General features: G+C 42.8%; 18 protein-coding genes. 7 read left to right on the top strand and 11 right to left on the bottom strand.

The features are described 5' to 3' along the window. Positions 1-112 precede the first annotated feature (112 nt). Both JWG45_RS13225 and JWG45_RS13230 read left to right on the top strand, forming a co-directional pair. Positions 113-301, top strand: a complete 189-nt coding sequence (locus JWG45_RS13225) for a hypothetical protein (RefSeq protein WP_205280150.1) — start codon at positions 113-115, stop codon at positions 299-301. Further along, complete coding sequence (locus tag JWG45_RS13230) at positions 288-731, top strand: hypothetical protein (RefSeq protein WP_205280151.1); 444 nt, start codon at positions 288-290, stop codon at positions 729-731. The genes JWG45_RS13225 and JWG45_RS13230 overlap by 14 nt, the downstream gene beginning before the upstream one ends. 197 nt (positions 732-928) lie before the next feature. Here the strand turns inward: JWG45_RS13230 and JWG45_RS13235 are convergent, their stop codons facing one another. Continuing rightward, positions 929-2524: an exonuclease gene (locus tag JWG45_RS13235; protein ID WP_205280152.1), complete on the bottom strand. Its 1596-nt coding sequence runs from the start codon at positions 2522-2524 to the stop codon at positions 929-931. Positions 2525-2722: 198 nt separating this feature from the next. Further along, positions 2723-3640 carry a LysR family transcriptional regulator gene (locus tag JWG45_RS13240; protein ID WP_205280153.1) on the bottom strand — a complete coding sequence of 306 codons (918 nt, stop codon included), beginning with the start codon at positions 3638-3640 and terminating at the stop codon, positions 2723-2725. Positions 3641-3898: 258 nt separating this feature from the next. Here JWG45_RS13240 and JWG45_RS13245 point away from each other — a divergent pair, with 258 nt between their 5' ends. Next, positions 3899-4816: an NAD(P)/FAD-dependent oxidoreductase gene (locus tag JWG45_RS13245; protein WP_205280154.1), complete on the top strand. Its 918-nt coding sequence runs from the start codon at positions 3899-3901 to the stop codon at positions 4814-4816. Positions 4817-5475: 659 nt separating this feature from the next. Here JWG45_RS13245 and JWG45_RS13250 read toward each other — a convergent pair. From JWG45_RS13250 to JWG45_RS13265, 4 genes are all read right to left on the bottom strand, one after another. Next, a complete protein-coding gene (locus JWG45_RS13250; protein ID WP_205280155.1) occupies positions 5476-6153 on the bottom strand; it encodes a hypothetical protein in 678 nt (225 codons plus the stop codon). Between the two features lie 66 nt (positions 6154-6219). Then, a complete protein-coding gene (locus JWG45_RS13255) occupies positions 6220-7011 on the bottom strand; it encodes a helix-turn-helix domain-containing protein (RefSeq protein ID WP_232380676.1) in 792 nt (263 codons plus the stop codon). 72 nt (positions 7012-7083) lie between these two features. After that, positions 7084-7554 (bottom strand): PaaI family thioesterase, encoded by a 471-nt coding sequence (locus JWG45_RS13260; protein WP_205280156.1) that lies wholly within the window; start codon positions 7552-7554, stop codon positions 7084-7086. A 133-nt stretch (positions 7555-7687) separates the two neighbouring features. Then, complete coding sequence (locus JWG45_RS13265) at positions 7688-9415, bottom strand: mucoidy inhibitor MuiA family protein (protein ID WP_205280157.1); 1728 nt, start codon at positions 9413-9415, stop codon at positions 7688-7690. A 465-nt stretch (positions 9416-9880) separates the two neighbouring features. Here JWG45_RS13265 and JWG45_RS13270 point away from each other — a divergent pair, with 465 nt between their 5' ends. Beyond that, positions 9881-10456 (top strand): TetR/AcrR family transcriptional regulator, encoded by a 576-nt coding sequence (locus tag JWG45_RS13270; protein WP_205280158.1) that lies wholly within the window; start codon positions 9881-9883, stop codon positions 10454-10456. 1010 nt (positions 10457-11466) lie between these two features. Then, complete coding sequence (locus tag JWG45_RS13275; RefSeq protein ID WP_232380677.1) at positions 11467-12222, top strand: class I SAM-dependent methyltransferase; 756 nt, start codon at positions 11467-11469, stop codon at positions 12220-12222. A gap of 326 nt (positions 12223-12548) precedes the next feature. On the opposite strand, the gene JWG45_RS13280 is transcribed toward JWG45_RS13275, so the two are convergent. Both JWG45_RS13280 and JWG45_RS13285 read right to left on the bottom strand, forming a co-directional pair. After that, positions 12549-14273: an FG-GAP-like repeat-containing protein gene (locus JWG45_RS13280; RefSeq protein ID WP_205280160.1), complete on the bottom strand. Its 1725-nt coding sequence runs from the start codon at positions 14271-14273 to the stop codon at positions 12549-12551. Between the two features lie 290 nt (positions 14274-14563). Then, entirely contained in the window at positions 14564-15547 is a 984-nt protein-coding gene (locus JWG45_RS13285; protein ID WP_205280235.1) for a beta-propeller fold lactonase family protein, read from the bottom strand. Between the two features lie 442 nt (positions 15548-15989). Between JWG45_RS13285 and JWG45_RS13290 the strand changes: the two genes are divergently transcribed. Both JWG45_RS13290 and JWG45_RS13295 read left to right on the top strand, forming a co-directional pair. After that, positions 15990-17270 (top strand): sterol desaturase family protein, encoded by a 1281-nt coding sequence (locus JWG45_RS13290; RefSeq protein ID WP_205280161.1) that lies wholly within the window; start codon positions 15990-15992, stop codon positions 17268-17270. Positions 17271-17821: 551 nt separating this feature from the next. Further along, the gene (locus JWG45_RS13295; RefSeq protein ID WP_205280162.1) at positions 17822-18250 is read left to right on the top strand and encodes a GFA family protein; all 429 of its coding nucleotides are present in this window, start codon (positions 17822-17824) and stop codon (positions 18248-18250) included. A gap of 121 nt (positions 18251-18371) precedes the next feature. Here JWG45_RS13295 and JWG45_RS13300 read toward each other — a convergent pair whose 3' ends face one another. The 3 genes from JWG45_RS13300 to JWG45_RS13310 form a co-directional block, all read right to left on the bottom strand. Then, entirely contained in the window at positions 18372-19502 is a 1131-nt protein-coding gene (locus JWG45_RS13300) for a hypothetical protein (RefSeq protein ID WP_205280163.1), read from the bottom strand. 66 nt (positions 19503-19568) lie between these two features. Continuing rightward, entirely contained in the window at positions 19569-19889 is a 321-nt protein-coding gene (locus JWG45_RS13305) for a DUF1330 domain-containing protein (RefSeq protein WP_205280164.1), read from the bottom strand. A gap of 85 nt (positions 19890-19974) precedes the next feature. Further along, positions 19975-20730 (bottom strand): DUF1554 domain-containing protein, encoded by a 756-nt coding sequence (locus JWG45_RS13310; RefSeq protein WP_205280165.1) that lies wholly within the window; start codon positions 20728-20730, stop codon positions 19975-19977. Positions 20731-20817: the final 87 nt, after the last annotated feature.

Raw genomic sequence — 20817 nt, forward strand, 5'->3', positions numbered from 1 at the left:
CCGTATGATAAAATCTTAGAAACTGAAGCCGGATCCTTAACAAGAATCCATAACGTTCCTGATTTGAAAAATATTGACCGAGAATCATCGGTTTTCAGGTAGAAGATATTAATTGAAAGCGAGCGCTTGGATTCAGCTTGTCGACGATGTAAATGCGAAATCGAAGTTTCAATTCGGGAAAGGAATCGGAAGCGAAGATCTTTTCCTTAAAAAGAATCTAATTTCGGCTGAATTCGTACAGAAGAATGGAAAGATGAGCCTTAAGACAAAGGAAAAAGGTATTTATTATGAAACAAGATAACGGAAAATTCTTAAATTTTATCTTTTTATCGACTCTGTTTCTACAATCGGCTTGTGCATCGACTCACGATCGGGATCTTCCTAATTCCTGGTTTTTAAGCATCGTGACTTTTTTTATTCTTTCGATATCGGGCGTAGTTTTTTTAATTATAAAAAAATGGCATCTTATTTCCGCTTTATTAGGTCTCTTTGTTTTCTCCATCGGTTATTTGGTATCCGCCGTGATGTTGATTACGTATGACGATACTTGTAACGATCGGAAAAACTTCGGAGATTGCTGGTCGATCTCCTCTTTGACTCTAAAGGAAGGTATAGTAACAGGAGTGAGTTCTATTTCAGCGGTTTTGTTTTATGTGTCCTGTCTTTTTGTTTTGATGGCCTTGAAAAAAATCTTGTTTCGGCATTTCGACTTCGATAAGAAAGAAAAATAAAACTGCATTGAGAATGTATCATTTCCGCTTTTCTCGAGACCGAAGCCCGGCGTATCTTTCCCGTTTTAATTCCTCGTTTCGACAAGGCTTGTTTAAAAAGATTGAATATTCTTTTATTGTTTGATTGCGAGCAGGAACAAGTTGTTGTTAAAAAAGAAAAGCGGTATAAAATTAAATTCCGTGAGACGATTCAAATCTCAAGAATGTCGTCCCACGATTTCATCCGCCGATTCCTCTGTAGTCTTTGACTGGATCTCCGTTACTCGGATTTCGTTTTCAATCCAGGATTTTTTGATCTTTTCGAGGTCCTTTCTCCTCTTATCGACGTATTCCATTCCTTTGCTCATCTGTTCGAATTGTATCTTTGAAATTTGGCGATCCAAAGAGGTTTCCAGCCAACCGTAAGCATGAACCAGGAATAAAATTTTATCAAACCAGGAAGCTTGATTCTCAAAGCATAAAAATTTAAGTTTGAAAAACGATTTTTGAAAATCTATATTAGAGAATAATGACGGAAAAGTTTTTCTATTTATATGCAAGACGTATAAAAATGATCGGAGTAGCTCTTTTTTATAGGCGAACTTATGGATCATAAGATCCATCAATGAGATTACGTTTTCTGAGTTCTTATTAAAGAGGCAGTGGAATTTTTTCCCTTTTTCAAACCATTCTCCCGTGATATAATCGCGATCGTTCCTTATATTTTCTATCACCCTAAATGAAAATTCTCTGTCCTCCTCTAAATTGATCATCACGAATTTCGAAAGGCTTTCATTCTTCAAAGACATCATTGTTTTTAACAATTTGATGGATCTTAATTCTTGAGTAGAAATGTTTAGATATCTTTCTTGATCGTTTTTTTGACCGATATAGACGCAAAGAGTGATAAAGTCGGTTATTTTTTCGGGAAGCCCTTCTAAATGTAGGCAAACTTCGTTTAATTCCTGAGAAAGTAGAATCTCCTCCAGCTCTTGAAGGGATCCTTCGAAGTTGGCTTCTATTTCAAGGTTTTTTCGAAACTCCAGAAGTTGATTCCAAACTTTAGGATATTCTAAAATGATTTTCGGAATGAATTGTTCCAGATAATATTTTTTGACGATCTTGAATGTGTCGTTCGCTAATTCATCCTCGATGTGAAATAACCCCGCCGTTTTAGTGACCGCAATAAAACCGTTGTCTTGAATCGTTTTTAGAATGATATCGATACAATCCGATATCACTTCTTCTTTGGTGATTCCTTCGTAACAAAATGAAACAATCCATTTTTTACAATCGAATGAATCTCTCAAATAAGATCTACTAGTTCCGGACAGTAAAAATTCTAAAATTGGAATTAGTTCCGCTACGTGGTAAGGTTCGCAGGAGAGAATGTAGTTTTGAATCGAAAAGGAGGAGCGGCTCAGGCTGTTGAGGAAAATTTCCTTGAGATGATTGGCTCCGTTGAGATTGAATTCTTTTCCGGATAATAGATTCAAATAGACGAGGAGTTCTTTGGTTTCCGTTTTAAAACGGAACTCAGGAAAAACAAGAATCAATCCCATTTCGGATAATCTGTTTAAAATTTCAAAATGGTTTATTTTGGCGCTATCATCCTTCCAAACTCTCAGAAGTTTTCCTGAAAAAAAGTAGTCAAGCGTCGCGTGATTGCGGATTCGAAACAAGAGATCGATTTCCTTATTCGAGAGATGGATCGCAGCTTTTACGGTTGCGTCCGTTTCATCGCTCAGAAACAAATAGGAAGGTAAGAACTTCGTATATTTTTCTCTATCATACAGAGATTGCTGGTTGTTCATTCTTTACGTCTCGATCGCAGAAGTATTCGATTCATCTTGTTTTCTTCAATTGTAAACAATCAAGTTACTCGCTTAAAATTTAAAAGTCCAACAATTTATTTACCAATAAAAGACAGACAAAAAATAATAATCACCCTCGGAACCCGACTAAAAACAAGAATTTAGTCGCATTAGTTTTACATGGAATTCTAAAGATGTCTAGAGCCTCATCACATCCATCAAACACTCAGCCTTTTTGTTTTTTAGGGCGCTATTCTCGATTACAAAACTTAAAAAAATATTTAGGGAAGGATTTTTATTTTCAGGAACCCAAAATACGGATACGGGGAGGTATAACTTCCTGATCGGTACGAACCGGGTCTCGGAAGGAACGACGTTTTGTGCGCCCAAGATCGTTAAGGACAGACCTTTTCCTGTCGCTACCAATATGGGACAACTTTCTCTTTCATTTTTCAAATACACTTTGGGTTTGATTCCGCTCTGTTTAAAGAGTTGAAAGATCGTTTCGTAAAAATTTCCGGTTTCGTGTTTGGGGTGTAGGATGATCGTTTCGTTTTTTAGTTCCCGAAGTTCTATTTCCTTTCTCTTTGCGAGCGGATGTTTTTTAGGGACTAAAACTCCAAAACCTTCGTCATTGACCGGATGTTGTTCTATCCCTTCTTCGGAAGCGGTGCCTTCCATAAAACAAACGTCGAACTGGCCGGCTTTTAAACCTTTAAAAATTCTGTTTCTTGATTCTTGATGAAGTTGAAACTTCAATTTTGGAAATCGGTCCTGAAACTCGCCTATAATCTGAGGGAGGTTGGCTAAAAAGGTCGTCGTGGAAAAACCTATGCTCAAGGCGCCCGATTTGAGTTTGCCGATCGCACGAACCTCTCTTTCAAGATTTTCAACTCTTTCGAGGATTTCTTTTCCTTCTTTTAAAAGAAGGACGCCCGCACCCGTTAGTTTAACCTGTCTTGTAGTTCTTTCAAAAAGTTTGGTGGAAAGCTCTTCTTCCATAGAGGAAATCAATCTAGTGAGAGGCGGCTGCGACATCCCGAGTATTTCCGCGCTTTTTCTGAAATTAAGTTCTTCCGCTACGACTACGAATGATTTGAGTTTTGATAAGTCCATTTATAATTGATACTAAAATGGTATCAATAAATCAACTCATTAAGAATATTTTATAAAAAATAGATTCTTTTTATTATAAGTCTTTACATTATCAAAGGCGGTTCCATTTTTCAGATTGTATGGATCGGAATCGATCGTTTAAAACATGGATATAAAGGATGACTTTGGAAAAGAATCGCTTTTGATCTCGGTCTTAGGATCGTCGAGAAATTAAGAAATCTCTTCCTTCTAACCTTTTTTCTTAAGGAGAAGAATCGAATGAAATTTGATTATGAAGTTCTTATCATCGGCGGAGGTCCTGCGGGATTGAGCGCGGCCTTGTCTTTGGGGCGTATGAGCCGAACGGCTTTGGTATGCGATGATAGCCGTCCTCGAAATGCGCCGTCCTCACACCTCAATAATTTTCCCACTCGAGACGGAATTCATCCGGCTGAATGGAGAAGATTGGCGAAGAAGGATTTGGAGAAATACCAGACGATTCGATTTTTTGAAGGTTCGGTTTTATCCGTTGAAAAAGCCGTCTCGGGTTTTTCAGCCGAACTTTCTTCGGGAATTAGAGTTCGTTTTAAAAAAGTCATTCTTGCCTACGGAGTGGAGGATACGTTTTTGCCGGTCCCCGGCTTTCGGGAGCTCTGGGGAAAATCCATTTTTCATTGTCCTTACTGTCACGGTTTCGAAATTCGCGGCTCCCGCCTCGGGTTTATCTCGAACAGCGAAATGACGTTTCACATGTTGCCCTTGATAAACGCTCTCGCATCCGATCTGATTCTTTTTACGAACGGAAAGGCGGAATTCGGAGAGGAAGAAAAAAGTATATTAATAAAAAATAATGTGGCACTGATTGAAGAGAAAATTTCCGGTTTTATATTCGAAGGCGAACAATTAAAAGCGGTTTCTCTTGAGAACTCCGAGCCCAAAGAGAGGCAAGCCGTTTTTTTTCAGCCGACTCTTCCGTTCTCGCTGAAATCCCGAATCGGCGAATCGCTCGGTTGCGAAAAAAATCAATTCGGTTTTTATAAGGTAAACGAGAGGGGAGCGACCAATGTGGATGGCGTTTTTGCTTGCGGTGACAATGTGAGTCCGGCTCATTCGGTTTTGTTAGCTGCGGCCTCGGGTACGATGGCCGGCATTGGGGCCGTTTCCGCGTTATTGGGAGAAGAATTTAACGGTAATTAGGCGCACCCGCGGGAGCCTGGAGTCTGTTTTGAGAAAACAAAGGTTTTTTTTATTCAATTTTGTAAGCCGTTTGTATGGAGACTCGGATCATCTCTCTACGATTTTTTCTTATATCGTTTTAAAAGAAATCTCTACAACGGTTTTGTTTGCCGTGTCGCGGATCTCCCGGCTGTCGGCGTATACGGGGAGGATATCTTGATATCGGTAATCCGAGTAAGAACAATCTCTCTTTTTTCGGAAGGAGATTTATCTTTCATTCTTCCGAATCGGTTTGGATCTGCGTTCTTCCACGTCTAAAATCCGGAACGGCCCGGTTGATCCAACAACCTTAGCCACGAGTTGAGAGGAACTGCAAGTAGAATCGTCCTTCAAAAGAAGGACCTAATAGAAGTTCCTACACTGGGATTTTTGCTTGCAAAATTAGAATTCTGTGATAAATGAAAGTCACCCGATTTTTTCCACCACCCGCCCCTCCACCCGAAATTTGGGTGGGGCGCGCGACTTCCACAGAGGGCTGTCGTAGTTCCGACAGATTCTCTTAAAATCGGGACAAACTTGCGGTTAAGATCAAGGTTGACGGAGGGAGTCTTCGATCGGTTTCACCAAAGTATTTTCTAAGGATAAAAAAGAAGTATAATATAATAATATTCAAATATACTCTAATATCGATCGTGAGAAGACGACAGCGCATAGGCCCTTCCGTCCTGCCACAGGGTTTCCAACACCGAAGCAATGACGGGAGCGTTCCAAACGGTTTGAAAATTAATTTTGGTTTTAATTTTCGGATTTAAATCCGAATAAAGAAACAAATGTCCTTCCTGGGAATATTTTCGAAGATCCTTCCATTCCACAAAATGGTCCTCGTTTTTTTGAAACCACTTGACTATGTGTATATTCACTCCTTTCGGGGTGACTTCTAAATTTTGAATCTTATAGGATCTTCCGTTTTCGAGATTTTCAAGCGCTTCTTCGGCGAGTTTTTTCGTTCGATTTTCCCAAAGAGAATCTATGATTTGCAGATATCGATTCTCCATTTTTTTGTTGGTCACAAAAAGCTGAATCGATTGAAATCCGATTTGTATCGACCGGTTTTTCCCGTCCCGAAGTCCGATGGAATAGAGTCGATTGGCTTTGATTCCGTTGATATACAACTGAGTAATTCCGTATTTTATCTCTTTGATCTCGTGAAAGCGGAGTTGAACTTCTCCGAATTGGATCGTTTTAGAATCGATTCGAAGTCTTTTTTGAAAAGGATCCAAAATGCTCTTTCTAATAAAAAGGTCGATGTCCTGATTCATCTTGGAAAGATAGAGAGCGGTAAAAAGGGGAACGGTCAAGAGTTACTTTGGAAAGAATCGGAAAAACGAAACAAACGAAGGAAATGCGGGAACAAAGGGGGCTTTTTAAAGAACGGTCAGCATCTTTTCGATCTGCTCGTTTTGAATATACCAGCGAATCGATTCTCCCTTTCCAAAAACGACGGAAGGTGAAATTCCGAAGATCTCCCGAAATACATTTGTAAAGTGAGCCTGGTCGTAAAAGCCGGCGCCGAGGGCGGCATCCGCCAGAGAAGCGCCTTGTTTGAGAGCGATCACCGCGGTTTTGATTCGAAACCACTTACGAAAAGCGCGAAGCGGGAGGCCGACCACATTTTTAAATTCGTGTTGTAGCCAAGACGCGGACATCCCGATTTCATCTGCGAGTTCCTCGACGTTTACGGTTTCCTCTGGATTCTCCACGAGCTTCCGCAAAACATAGATTAGGCGATCATCGTCTTGAATATTTTTCGCGGGCGCCAAGCGGTTAAAAGGAAACGAACGGCCGAGTATTTCGGGATATTGTTCCGGGGTTGAGGCCTGAATCTCAAGACAAGTCGCGGCCAATTCTACAGCCCAAGCCGGATTTTCGGAAAGTCCGTTAGGGCCCGCGTCCTTTGCAAGGATCGCTCCGATTTCACTTCCTGGATCCGCGAACAAAATTCCTACCGATCCGTTTAGATCGGTCTCGTGACTCAACGTTCCGTCAAAAACGAAACACCTGGAGCTCATCCAATGCGTGTTTCCTTTTACCCTTTTTTTGATTTCCGTATCCAGTCCTACGACCGCCGCGGATGTAACGGTAGAATGAAACGCGAGATACGGCAATTGTCCGACGAACAACACGGCACCTCGAAGCGCACAGATTACGTTCTGCATCGGTTCACGTTAATCGGAAATGCGACGGATGCAATCGAAAACTATGGCTTATTAAATCGAGGGTACAAAAAATCAACGAGGTTCCGCGATCGCGTATTTGTATTTTGCCTGTGCCGTTCTTTTGTTTTCTTCGTTGAAAAAATCACAAACATATTCCAACAGTTTTCCGTTCTTTCGAACGAGTCTCGCTTTGGCTCGTACCGTTTCGGTTCTTACGGGACGAAGATAACGAATCGACGCGTCCATCGTAAACGTTCTTTCTTTTTCGTTTTCCACGTGGAAGAACGCCATGATGGAAGTGAGAGTATCACCGACGCTAAAAAAACAACCTCCGTGCATAAATCCATGAAGGGCCCTATTGCTTTGCGCGTAAGGAATGTCGGCTTCGGAAAGCTCCGATGTGATGTTCAACACTTTCATATTCGTCGCACCCGGATGACATTGATCGATTAGATTCTGAGCCTGTTCGATGAGAGAACAGTTTTCCTTCAGAGTAAAAATGTCAGCGGGTACATTATGATATAATAATTCGGCGACGGTCATATTTTCCCCGTTTGTTTTTTATAAGGAGAAGAATAACACGTGGCCTCGCTCGGGTCTTGGAAAAACGTGCAGATTTCGGAGAAATCCGTTAAACGTTGGTTCGAAGAATCGAAAAATACGAATCTAAGAACTCTTACTTAAAAATTCTTTCCAAGTTATAGATTTTTTTCGGACTTGCGGGAGCGTTCTGTTGTTTGAGATCGTCGATTTCGTTTGCTTTGTTACGATCGTCTCGAATGTTTTCCAAACTCGTCCACATCGTCTGTGGAATTTCAATGGAATAGGAAAAATCTAATTTTTCTTTTTCGCCCGGTTTGACGAGAAGAGTCCAGGAAAGGGTTCCATTCGCGTCTTTTTTGAAACTATCGTTACTTGAACCGAGGAATTTTGTGGAGATATTCGGATCCGCAGTCACCGGAAATTGATCGTAAATCGTAACCTGTCTCGGACGTTTTGTGAAATTGGAAACTTCGATCTGCCATTGATTTTCGATCTGAACGGTTTTACCTAAAAAGCCGGCCCCTGCGACTTCTCCTTTCAAAAGAGAACGTTTGAGTTTCATCCTTTGGTCGGGGCCAAGATACATTTCAAATTCCTGACCCATCGCTGTTCTGTTGCCCGGAGTATAACTACCGATAAAACTTCCGTCCATAAAAACTTTTACGTCGTTCCAAAGGAGGGGCATCTTGGTAGTATTTTTAAACTTTGCCTTTAGAAAGACAAAGTTGGAAAGAGTAGGGATCGCGACGTGAGAAATGGAACCCTTGATTTGGGCGCTGTCCATCGTCACCCTATGTTCGGAATTGTCGCTGACGATCGTTTCTTTATTAGGTAAACGGAATGTAAAATTAGCTACGTCTTCGCCTTCGGAAACTTCCGAGTCGCTCGGCGATGCTTCCTCCGAGTTTACGTTTCGACTCGGTTGAGTCAGGCTTCCTTGGCTCACTCTCCAAGGTTTGAGCGGGGGTAAAAAAATTGCAGAGGAAGGTTTCGCGCTCGAAATTGTGATGTCGACATTCTTCCAATCCTCACCCGTGTATTGACGGACTGCGACTCGGGATTCCAAACGAAAATCGCCTCCTTCGGAAGAACCGTGGAGATCGTAGATTCCCCTCCAGGAAACGTTTGTCACGAGGTATTCGATCGAAACGATTCCTTTGGAACCGGCTTTCCCCGAACAAACAACTTCGACCTCGGAATGGGACCATCGTTTTGCGTCGGCCATTCTTAAAAAGGAGGCGTTTGTCTGTGCGAATTCTTTATTCAATTGTTCTAATCTTTCTTCGGATTTCTGAATTTTTTCGAGATAACCGTTGCGGCGAGTTTCCAGGAATTCTAAACTTGCTGACCAATTTTTCACGTCGACGGAGTTTGTTCGCAGTTGCCGATCCGATTCTTCCGTAGTCAATTGTCCCAAAGAGGAAAGCAATTTGAGCTGTTCCCGAAAGTTCGTTTGCCGATCCGTTTCGGAACGGATCTCTTGCTGGATCGAAATCATTTTTTTCTTTAGAGGATCGTTTGTAAGTTCGGAATCTTCTCCCGAAGAAATCGTACGAATGGAAACCGAAGAAATGTTCAAGGCTCCGTCCGAAGAAGCGCGGATCGAGTCGAGAACGACTGTCGCAGGAAGACGTGCAAAACGAAGAGTTGTTTCGTCTCCTTGCAATTTGATCTCTTGATTTCTCTTAACCAAGGCTCGATCGGAAAAGATCGTGACCGATTGGATTTTACCGATGACTCGGGAAGAATCCGTGTCTTGTGCATCCAACAAAAAAAGAAACGGAGACAAGGAAAAAAGAAATATAAAAGGAAGAATTTTGTGCGAAATCGCGCCTTGTCTGTTTTCGAGTTTTAGTTTCATACTGGTCTCCGCGCTGAATCCTATCTTTTAAAAAGATCGATACAGACTGAAAATCGTTTCTTAGGGATCAAAATTTTGCAATCACAAAGAATGGATCTTCGGGGATCGATCGAAGAGAATTGGGCTCGGAAAAAGTGTAAAGATCCGATTCTTCCGAAAAATCGGTCGTTCCTTCCGATATACGAGAATGTTTTTCTTTGTAAAGGGCGACCTTTCGGCTTCCGTAAGGCGGGATTTTTAATAGTATATTATAAAAATAGAATAAATTAAAATAATACTATTCCGAAGGTCGATCGGATTAGAAGAAATTCTTTGTGATCGGTTTAAATTCTTCCGATTAAAATTTTTGAAAATTGAATTCCGATTTGAGAGGAATCCGATTCTCATCAAAAAAGAGCGACTGAGTTTTTAGGAGCTCCTAAATTTTTACTTCTCATTTTTTGAGGAGACTTCAGCCTGAACATTATGCAAGAAACAGGGTTACGCGATACCATCATCGGCGTTGCCAGTCAACTTTTTATGAATCGCGGTTATAACGCGGTGTCGATCAAACATATCGCCGAAGCGGCACATTGTACCACTGCGGCTCTTTATTATTATTTTCCGGAGGGGAAGGAGGCGATCCTCAAAGACGTTCTTCATTCTCACTTACCCGATCCAGGACAAATTTTGCAGGTCGGTTCGTCTGCAAAATCGCTGAAGGAATTGTTTGCGCAGATCGCTCTTAGGGTTTGCGGTCACGATTCAGATACGGTTCGGAAAGAACGTTGGCTTTTGGCGGAGTTTCCGAACTTTACGGAAAGTGATCGAAAGGTGATTCATGAAAAAATGAAAGCTCTTCATGTCGCCCTCGAAATCGAAGTCGGCCGTTTTTTGCCGGATCGGGAAATGGCGAAAATTCTTTCTTGGATTTTTATTTCAGCGAGTTTTGGTTACGGTCAGATTTTTGGGAGTCTCCAGCTCAACAAAGTTGCCGATTTTTCGACCGCGGAATTTGCCGAAAAAATTGCGGCAATTCTTGCGAGTGATTTGAAGTTATAAAAGGCGAATCCATTTCGGTTTTTCGGAGATGGGAAAATCAGTTCCACATCCTTCCTACAAATTGTGTGAATCTTTAAGAAGAATCCGTTGCAACAACGAGAACGCTTCGTAAGACGAAACCGCATTCTTGAGTGGGCCCATCGGAAAGGCATACTCCGGGTTTTCGGGCAAGCCGGAGAGGGGCCAGATGATTTTTTCTCCTAAAATTCTATCCTTGTGTGTAAAAGTCTCAACTGTAGGAACTCTTACAAAAATTGGGGGATCGTGCGGATTCCCAATCGCTTTCCAAAAGTTATTGGGAAGAATCGAACACAAGCGAGAAGCCCCGTTCTAGTAACTCAATCTCTCGCAAGGATATTTTCGGGAAAACCTCGGAGGTGTAAGAGTTCCTACACGGGACTTTTTTCTTGCGAAATTAGGATTTTGTGATATGGGAAAGTCCGCTGTGGTTTTTTCCGCCACCCACCCCTCCACCCGAAATTTGGGCGGGGCGCGCGACTTTTACGGAGGGTGTCGTACTTCCGACGGATTCTTCTTAAGATCCAAACAACTTCTGGGCAAGGTTAAGGTTTACAACAGAGGTTGGGCCCGAGGATTCTTAACCGTTTCCCAGCATTCACGCAAAATTTCGGATTCATTCCGTGAGGGATAAATTTTTTATTGACTTACTGATCGATCAGTAAATAAGGTGATCTCAGAGGAAATCGACTTCTGATTGTTCTAAAATCCAGAAAACGGCGCCGTTAGAAAGCCTTGGCTGGCAGATTTGCGGTTCCAGGCTGGTGAGAAGAATCCAAATCTAGGAAGAATCGGATTCTTCTCATTCTATAGCTTACTGAGCGATCAGTAAATTAGTTTTAAGATTATAAACTGAAATAAAGACGATCTCGGTTACGAACGAAAGAGGTTTTTGAATCAAAATGGAATTGCGTCTACAACAAATACGAGAGCAGCAAAAGGAATCTTGGAACCATTTTTCTCCGGGTTGGAAGAAATGGGATGATCTCTTTATGGATTTTTTAAAGCCGATGGGGGACGAGATCATCCGCCGCCTCGACGTCATTGAAACGGACCAGGTTTTGGACGTGGCCTCGGGAACCGGAGAGCCCGGATTGACGATCGCGTCTCTTGCCAAGCATGGAACGGTTTTTATTACGGATCTCGCGGAAGATATGTTGGCGATTGCTCGGGAGAACGCAACAAGAAGAGGAATTCCGAACATCAAAACTTACGCTTGCGATGTGAGCGAACTTCCTTTCGAAGACAAGGCCTTCGATGCGATCAGTTGCCGTTTCGGTTTTATGTTTTTCCCCGATATGAAATTGGCCGTGAACGAAATGGTTCGTGTTTTAAAACCCGGAGGGAGGATTGCGACTTCGGTTTGGAACGTTCCTGAGAAAAATTTTTGGATTACAGCAGTTATGGGTGCGATTCAAAGAAATTTGAACTTAGCCGCTCCTCCTCCCGGCTCACCGGGAATGTTCCGTTGTGCGGAACAGAATCTAATATCGAATCTTTTTCAAGAAGCCGGGCTGAAGAACGTTTTGGTCAAGGAAGTTTCGGGAAAGTTGAAATGTAAAACGGCTGAAACGTATTGGAATGTTATGACTGAAGTTGCGGCTCCGATCGTCTCCGCACTTTCCAAAGCCGATGAAAATCAGAGAAAAAAAATCAAAGAAGAAGTTTTTGAAGCCGTCAATCAAAAATACAAAGGGGACGTTCAGATTGAATCCAGCGCTCTTGTGGTTTCCGGTTTACGACCTTAACTTTTTTAGAGTCTTTAGCAAAAGATTGAGGTTGTTATACGAATACAAAGATTTGGAAACGTTTTGATTGTTTAGGATAATATTCTAATAAACGGAAGTGCTCGATTTAGAACGTGGATATTTTATACGAACATGAATTTAAAAAATTTTTACGCTTTATATTACTTCGTATTATTCTATCTTATCTTTTTGCACATCGTAGTGTATTATTTTTTATTGTTCTACTTACAGAACAACGATGTAAGGTGGAGCGCTCGATTCTTTTTCGAAACTTCCGAAAAATGGAATTTATAACGACCTCATAAGTAAAACTCGAAATTTCGGTTTTAATGGCTGAACATTTGTCCGAAAAGAGAACCCGTCGGTCCCGGAAGATTGTAGCCGGAAATCGCCAAATTCGCGTTAGCCGCGAGGGATATGAGTAGACCGCTCGCACCCGGACTATAAAAGAGGTAAGCTCTTCCAGCGTTGTTCGTATTTCCCGCAGCGCCTGCGATCCAATCTACATAACCGTCTCCGTTAAAATCGGCAAACGCTCCGATCCCGAAACCATCCCCAGCCGTTTCTCCTAAGATCGTCGCCGACTGCGTCGCCGATATCGAGGTTCCCGTAGAATGAAACATGACTGTTTTCCCAAGTCCCGCGCTGAAGTTTGTGGCTCCGACCGCGAGATCCAAAAAGCCGTCCCCGTTCACATCGCCTAACGACAAACCGTTTCCAAAAGATTCGGCGGCCGTCGCTCCCGTTAAGGTCTGATTCGCACCGGCCGGAGATACGGCTGAAATTCCGACGGGACTTCCGTGAAAGGTATAAACCCTTCCGGTGTTTCCCGAATAACCTGTGGACGCCACGATCAAGTCTTCATAGCCGTCGTTGTTTACATCTCCCGTTTGCATGGATATCCCAAAAGAATCGTTAGACGAAACACCGGCTAACGTCAAGGTAGGAGAGGAGGTATCGATCGCCGATATTCCACCCGGGCCGCTGTGAAAAATCCAGAGCTGACCTGCAGAAGCGTTAAACGTATTGCCGTTTACGATCAAATCGGAGAAACCGTCTCCGTTCAGATCTCCCAAACGAACCGCAGAACCGAAGTTACTACCGGGTCCGATAATCGACGTGTTGGGGATAGGAGAAACTCCGTTGATTCCGCCGTGATAAATCTGAGCGAGCCCCGCACCGGGATAGCCGCTCGCGGCTATGTCCAAGAATCCGTCTCCGTTTACGTCACCCAGAGAAAGGGAATAGCCGAGAGTTGTAGAAGGCCCTGCGTCGAGGGTAAAATTTGCGTTTGAAAAACTCGAAGCGAGAATTCCGTTTGTTCCTTGGCTTTGAAAGACATAAACTTTTCCGTTTGCGCCTCCGTATTCGAAAGAACCTCCAGCCACAAGATCGGCGTAGCCGTCACCGTTGATATCCCCCAATTGAAGGGCGTATCCAAAGGAAGCGGCCGTATCCCCGAGGATGACGACGTTCGCCATAGCCGTGTTAACCGGATTAAAACTGTTCATTCCAATTCCATAATATAGATAGATGTCCCCGTTTCGTGTTGTGGTAAACAAGGACGCGACGATCGCGATATCGGGAAAGCCGTCGCCATTGATGTCTTTGTTATTTCCTTTTCTGAATGTAAAGTTAAGAATCTCGGAAAAATTTCCAGAAAAATCCACGCTTCGAACCTGAACCGAATGTAAACCCCTTCCTTTTATGGAAGAAGGAATTTGATACCTCCAGGCGAGAGTTCCCACTGCGGGAAGAAAGGGACCGGAGTCCAAACTGATTTCGATACGGGAAAGAAGAAGGTCGTCGTTTGCGCTTCCCACGATAAAACCGGATTCTAAGATTGAATTCTGCGAGGCGGTAAGATTTCCGACCGTTACAGTGGGCGGCGTACGATCCAAACAGACCCCCGAAAGAATACACTTAAGAATTTCGGTTTCCCACCAGGCGTTGGAATAGGCAATTTCAGGATTGAAGATCGGATGTACACAACCCGTCAACCAAGCGGAAACGATCACAACACAAAGATTAATTTTAAAAATTCTTTTCAAGGTAATAGAATATAAAACGAAAAGTCCTTCAAAGAAATTACGGAGACTTCCTAATTTCAGATAACTTTCGGTTACGATTGAATTTTGCCGCGGTTGGATTGGTAAAGTTGAAAAGAGAATTTTAGGGAAATTTCCTAAAAAAAAAATAGGGTAATTGAGAAAATTATATAAAATACATTTCGCTTAACATTTCTACTTAGATTCTCCGGAAAAAATCCCTCGAACGAGGGACAAAAAGTGGGATCCGATTTGTAATATTTAATTTTTAGAATATTCTAACGAGGAAAGATTTACGGATTTACGACGACGGACGAAGGGGATAGGCCTGTGGGAAAGCTTGAGTTGGAAAGAGTTCCGTTGAGATAAGCCCCCGTAGTCGCGTTGAAATAGGTGACAGTTGCCGAAGTGGCATTGGTCACATAAACAAGGTTTGAAGTCGGATTAACGGAAACGCTTGTCGGAGAGGGACCGGTAGCAAAGCTTGAGTTGGAAAGAGTTCCGTTGAGATAGGCTCCCGTCGTCGCATTGTGAAGCGTCAGCGTTTGTGAAGTTTGATTGACTGCGTAGAGGATATTCGCGGCTGGATTAACTGCTATCGAAACAGGACCGGTCCCTACCGGCAAACTGGAATTTGTAAGAGTTCCATTGATAAAGGATCCGTTTGTCGCGTTGTAGAATGTAATCGTATTGGAGGCATTGTTTCCGACATACAAAAGATTTGCCGTTGGATTGACTGCGATCGAGGTCGGTCCGGATTGAGCATCGGAACTTACGGTTGTAGCCGCGGTGTTTGCGTTGTAGTAGGCCACGTCGTCTAAATCAAAATTTGTAATATACATTAGATTGGTGATCGGGTTGTAAGCGACTGCCTGCGGTGTGTTACCGGTAGTCGCAAAGGTTGAGTTCGCGAGCGTTCCGTTGACATAAGCCCCGGTAGTTGCGTTGAGGTAGGTCACCGTTCCGTCGTTCGTATTGGAAACGTAAATCACGTTGGCGTTCGTATTGACCGCGATGGAGTAAGGAGCCGCTCCAGTGGCAAAGGTTGAGTTCGCGAGCGTTCCGTTGATATAAGCGCCGGTCTTAGCGTTGAAATAGGTGACGGAGTTCGATGCTTGTCCTGAAACATACAAGACGTTTGCAGTCGGGTTTACCGCAACAAAATCAGGATTCACCTGAGTTGCAAAACTCGAATTGGCGAGAGTTCCGTTGAGATACTCTCCCGTTTTTGCATTGTAGAAAGTTACGGTATTGGAAACTAAGTTGGCCACATACATAAGATTCGGAGTTTCTGGAGGGGTGGAAGTTGCACCTTGGTTGAGAAGGATCAGCGCCAGAGGAACTGCAATATCCGAACTTTTCGATTTATCATCCGAGGCAAGAAAGGTAAGAGCGGGCCATATTGTACAGGAAAGAAAACAAAGAGAGAGGAGTAACAAAAGGACAGGTTTAAAATCGAATTTTTCGGTTAGAATCATCGTAAGCAAATTTATCGGTACTTTCCAACGAGCCTTCGTTTAATAAACAGGGTCACAAGCGGTTCTCGGCCTTGTTTTTTTTGAATGGAATAAACAGCATGTTTATGGGAATGAACGGATTGGATTCTATTCATATAAAAGAATGGGTCATGATCGGCATATCTTTCAGAATTACACGGATCGATTTGTATTGTGGCATGGAGAATGAAGATCAGCATTGGGTTCCTATTAGGATCCCTAAATGGAACGTAATTTAGTAATTCTCTTTATTCCTTTTTTATTTTTATTCATCGGAATGGAAATTATATACTCCTGGGTCCGAAATCTTAAACTCTATCGCCTTAGCGATTCGCTTAACAATTTAGCGGCAGGAATTTCCAATCAGATTTTTATCATCGTATTTCATTCGATCACGATCGCGGGTTATCTCTGGATCTATTTTAATTGGAGAATTTTCGATCTTCCCGTTTGGCCTAACGAATTTGTCTGGAAAGCGTCTTCGCTCAGTTTGTTCGGAATCGCGATTCTAACTTGGGTTGCGTGTCTGTTTTTTTACGAGCTCGCTTATTATTGGAATCACAGGCTAAGTCACGAGATGAACTTTCTCTGGGCCGGTCATATCGTTCATCACCAAAGTGAAGAATACAATCTTTCGGTCGCGTTTCGCCAGGCTAGTTTTCGCGGATTGTTCACTTGGGTGTTTTATCTTCCCTTGGCGATTTTGGGATTCCCTCCTGCCGTGATGGGATTGGTGGCTCAGTTCAGTCTCATCTACCAATTTTTGATTCATATAAAATGGATCCGAAAATTTCCGAAATGGTACGAGATGATTTTCAACAGTCCTTCCCATCATCGGGTTCATCACGGGAGAAATCAGAAGTATATCAATAAGAATTACGGAGGAATGTTTATCTTTTTCGACAAGTGGTTCGGCACGTTTGAACCTGAAATAGAGGAGCCCGTTTACGGAATCACGACACAACTCAAAAGTTTCAACCCGCTCTGGGCGAATTTTCACTATTGGAAGGAGATGATCGATCTTGCAAAAAAGTCCTCCGGTTGGAAAAACCGAATGAAGGTTTTTTTTGCAAGTCCCGGTTGGAAACCGTCAACCTTTGTCGATCCCGAAAAAAAATCGGGAAAGGATTCAGTAACATTCAGAAAATATGATGTAATCCTACCGAAAGGTTTGGCGGCTTATTCGATATTCTGGTCTTGTTTGACTCTGACAGGATCTTTCTGGGTTCTCGCGACGGTATCGCAGTTTCCGAACGCAGTTTTACAAACGATCTTTTTTATCAGTATTTTTTCCTTTGTGTGTATCGGAGGAATTTGTGATTTGAAAAAATGGGTCCTGTATCTGGAGCCGATTCGTCTGCTTTATCTCAGCTATATCGCGTTTCCATTTTTTGAAACATCCTCGTTCTCGTTCTCGGTTTTTGGCGCGTCGATCTCGTCCTGGGTTTGGCTTTGGTTCTATCGCGATTTTTTTGGGAACAGAAAAGAAAACTTTACCTTTTAAGTTTCTCACAAAACGATTTTTATTTTTTCAGTCCGTATTCTCGCACGAAAGAAACCGAACCCTCTTTTCACATTCTTCAACGTATGGAATGAATTACAAACTCCGTCTCGAATTTCCCCGGGAATGGGAACTTCGAAAGTTTTGATCGTTAAAACCTACCTGGACAATTCGATTCTTCCAAGAGAGGTGAAAAATAATTTTTGAACATCTCGAAGAGATCCGTTTGTAAAACGTTTTTCGCGGGCAATGGAGATAACGTTTCTTTGAGAATCCGGAGGATTAAAATCAAATCGGGGAGTTCGTTCCCTCTTTGGAGGAGTCCATTCCTTCTTTTTCATTTTGCCTTTTTTGTGGTTCCCCGATTCGAATCACAATCCTATCATTTGGTGACAAGTCGCGATTTTTGTCTATCGAGACGTCTCGGATTCTTTTTCAATTATCAAAAACAATACATCCAGAATATTCAAAAATAATTATGTATTACCAAACATTGTAAATAATCGAATTTAGAATTTATCAAGAATCGCGGTCGAAACATAAGGAGAGAAAAAATGACAAATGCAAATACGGGAACATGTTTCTGCGGAGCCGTTGAAATAGGTGTGGAAGGCGTTCCGGAAGCTATGGGGTATTGTCATTGTAGTTCGTGTAGAACGTGGTCGGCCTCACCTGTGACCGCTTTTACACTGTGGAAGCCGGAGAATGTTAAGGTTTTAAAAGGAGCAGAGTTCGTCGGTCGTTTTATGCAAACACAACAAAGCGACCGTCAATTTTGTACGAAATGCGGAGGACATATCATGACGTCCCACCCGCCTTTCGGATTGATCGACGTTTATCCGTCGACGATTCCAAACTTTAAATTTAATCCGGGGCTTCACGTCAACTATGTGGAAACCGTTCTTCCGATGAAGGATGGGTTGTTAAAGCTGAAGGACTTTCCTTCCGAACTCGGAGGTTCCGGACTGGCTGTCTCGGAATAACAAGTTCGATTTTGTGAAGGCAAAATGATCGAAACCTCTTCGTGTTCTTCCGGAATAAATTCCGATCGGTCCTCGGAATACGGAGAGGTTTTGTAACCGACTTCTTCGGTTTAAAAAGCGATTATAAAAGTTCGCCTCTTTCCCGTAACGTGGCGATGAGTTTGGAGACGACTCTTTCCTTTTGATACGAAGAAGATTTGTTCCAATCCGAGTACATTCTTTCCTGAATGTGTTCGGACCAGATTATCTTTCCGGTTTGAACGTCGACACAACGAATCGAGAAAGAAAACCCAACTCGGTAGGCCTTTGAATCAGAAGGAGAATAGTCGAAATTATCCATAAGAATCAGACGGTCCGCGTCTAAAAGGCGTCCCAGTTGCAATCTTGAGTTGTTCGTAATACCGGAAAGCGAAAGTTGAATTTCGGAAATCACCTGATCCAAACGTTTTCGTTCCACCAAAAAAATCCCGTGTTTTAAAAAACTTTTTTCAAGAGTGGAATATACATCGGAAAAAAAATCGAATCCTTGATCGGTTGTCTTTGCGAGCGAGACGAACGCAAAGCGGTGCGGTTCTCCTTGTAAAAAATGAGAATTGAATTCTTTAGATTGAGCCAAGTCCGCGCTTAAGTCTTTTTCGAATTGTTGAAACGCAACTCTCATGATCGCAAAATTCTTCTTATTTTGAGAATGATCGAATCTTTCGCTAAAAGCGGGTATGATCGGTCCTAAGACGACGGGCGCAAAGCCGAAGATGGAACGATGTTCGATCGGATATTTATAACTTTTCAAAACGAGGTTCGTCTTTTCTTCGTAGATCTCGAATTCGATTCTTCCGTTTGTTCTTTCGATCATAGGAAACAAACCCGCCGTTAAAAGAAACGCGATCACCGAAAGAACCGGCGGTTTTACTTCCTCGACGGAAGATCGAATCCGAATCAAAATTTGTGCGTTCGGGTTTAAGAGGAATAAAGGGCTCTTTCTAAATTGAGAAAGAATTTCCGGAGAATAATAACTCTCGATATCCGGAGTGGAAACCGTAACGTTCAGACCTTTTCTTTTCATATCTTCGATCGCGGTCTCCTTTCCGGAAGGATCGAAGTCTACCCTTACCGCCACATTTCCCTGAAAAGAAGTCGAACTTTGAAACGGAATGAGGCTCTTGGCTCCGAAGCCGTCTCCGTTTATGTTTGCGTGATGCAGATAACATTGGAGGGTAAGAAACAAAGGAAGAATGGAAAGAGCGTATTTCATTGTCTGTAACCTATATCCCGGAATCAACGAGTCGATTCTAAGATATGATACCAAGAATTCTACCCTTTAATCAGGGATTTCCGCGATTTGATTTACGTCTTCTCCGCAAACCAGGACGAATTCGCTTTGAGAACCTTTGAGACGGCTTTCTAAATAAGGTTTGTATTCTTCGGAATCGTAGAATGCCCGCGCTGCCTCTTTCGAAGGCCATTGGATGAGAAGAAAAAGTTGAGGGAGCGTTCTTTCTCCTTCCATCTTTTCCATATTCGCGGTTCGAGCGAGATATTTCCCGCCGTTTTTTTCCACCAGCTTGGTCACGTTGCGGACATAAGCCGGAATCCACCGAACGCTTGTTATATTGATCTCTGCGACTGAATAGTATTTCATCTCACCCGATCCATTTTGTATTGAGGAAAAGTTCCCTCATTCCTTTTCAATGTCAAGAGGGATAAGAATGAAAAACCTCGTCTGGTTATTGTCTAACGCAGTAGATTCCGTGTTGTGTGTTGCACGCCGTAGCCGAACCGTAACCGCGATCGATAAAATAATTTGAAATTTGTTCGGGCTCGCCGATGGATCCGTAAGTCGTGCCTATGGCTGTGCTTGTCCAGTTAAAACAACTTCTTCCTGTTCCGGGCAGCCAGGTTCCGGGAGAAGAAGGAGTATCGATTCTAATTCCGGTAAACGTATAAGTATTGGCAGGTCGAACTCCATCCACGATAATCCTGTTGTCGAGATTCCCCCCATACGTCGCTTGAGCATCGGTCGTGAATGCGGTTTGACTATCGTTCGGATTCAAGGTGCTCTTCTTGATATTGAGATATTTTGTGTTCGGGTATAAGACCCAATCGTGAGTACGATCCCTTCTTCCGGATTCATCCATGATCATGGCTTTGTATTCACTCGGACTTCCGAAAGCCGAAGGAAGGATTGCCGCCGCGTTTTGGCAAAGAGCGTCAGCGCCCGTGATGCCTCCCATCGCACCGTCCGTAAGCACACCCGCGATATTGTAGAGTTCGAAGATATAACAGGGGCCCTTTGTCGTACTACAAGTGGGCGCGTCGGATTGGATGGAAGAAGAAGGACTGAAAACGCGGGAAGGTTCGATCAAAGCGATCAGGGGATTTTTGAGCGCGTCCGTATCCAGCCGTTCGGCTTCATTGCATGAAATAGTAAATGAAAGAATGATAGAAATGGATACGGGCAATATTATACATTGGCTCTTCATCGTTTTCTCTTTCAACCAAGTGGGACCTGTCTCTATCTGAGAGAACAAGTTCACAAATGATAATTACACAATAAATCCTTGGAAATG

The sequence above is a fragment of the Leptospira ainlahdjerensis genome (assembly GCF_016919175.1).
In the GTDB taxonomy this organism is placed as follows: Bacteria; Spirochaetota; Leptospiria; order Leptospirales; family Leptospiraceae; genus Leptospira; species Leptospira ainlahdjerensis.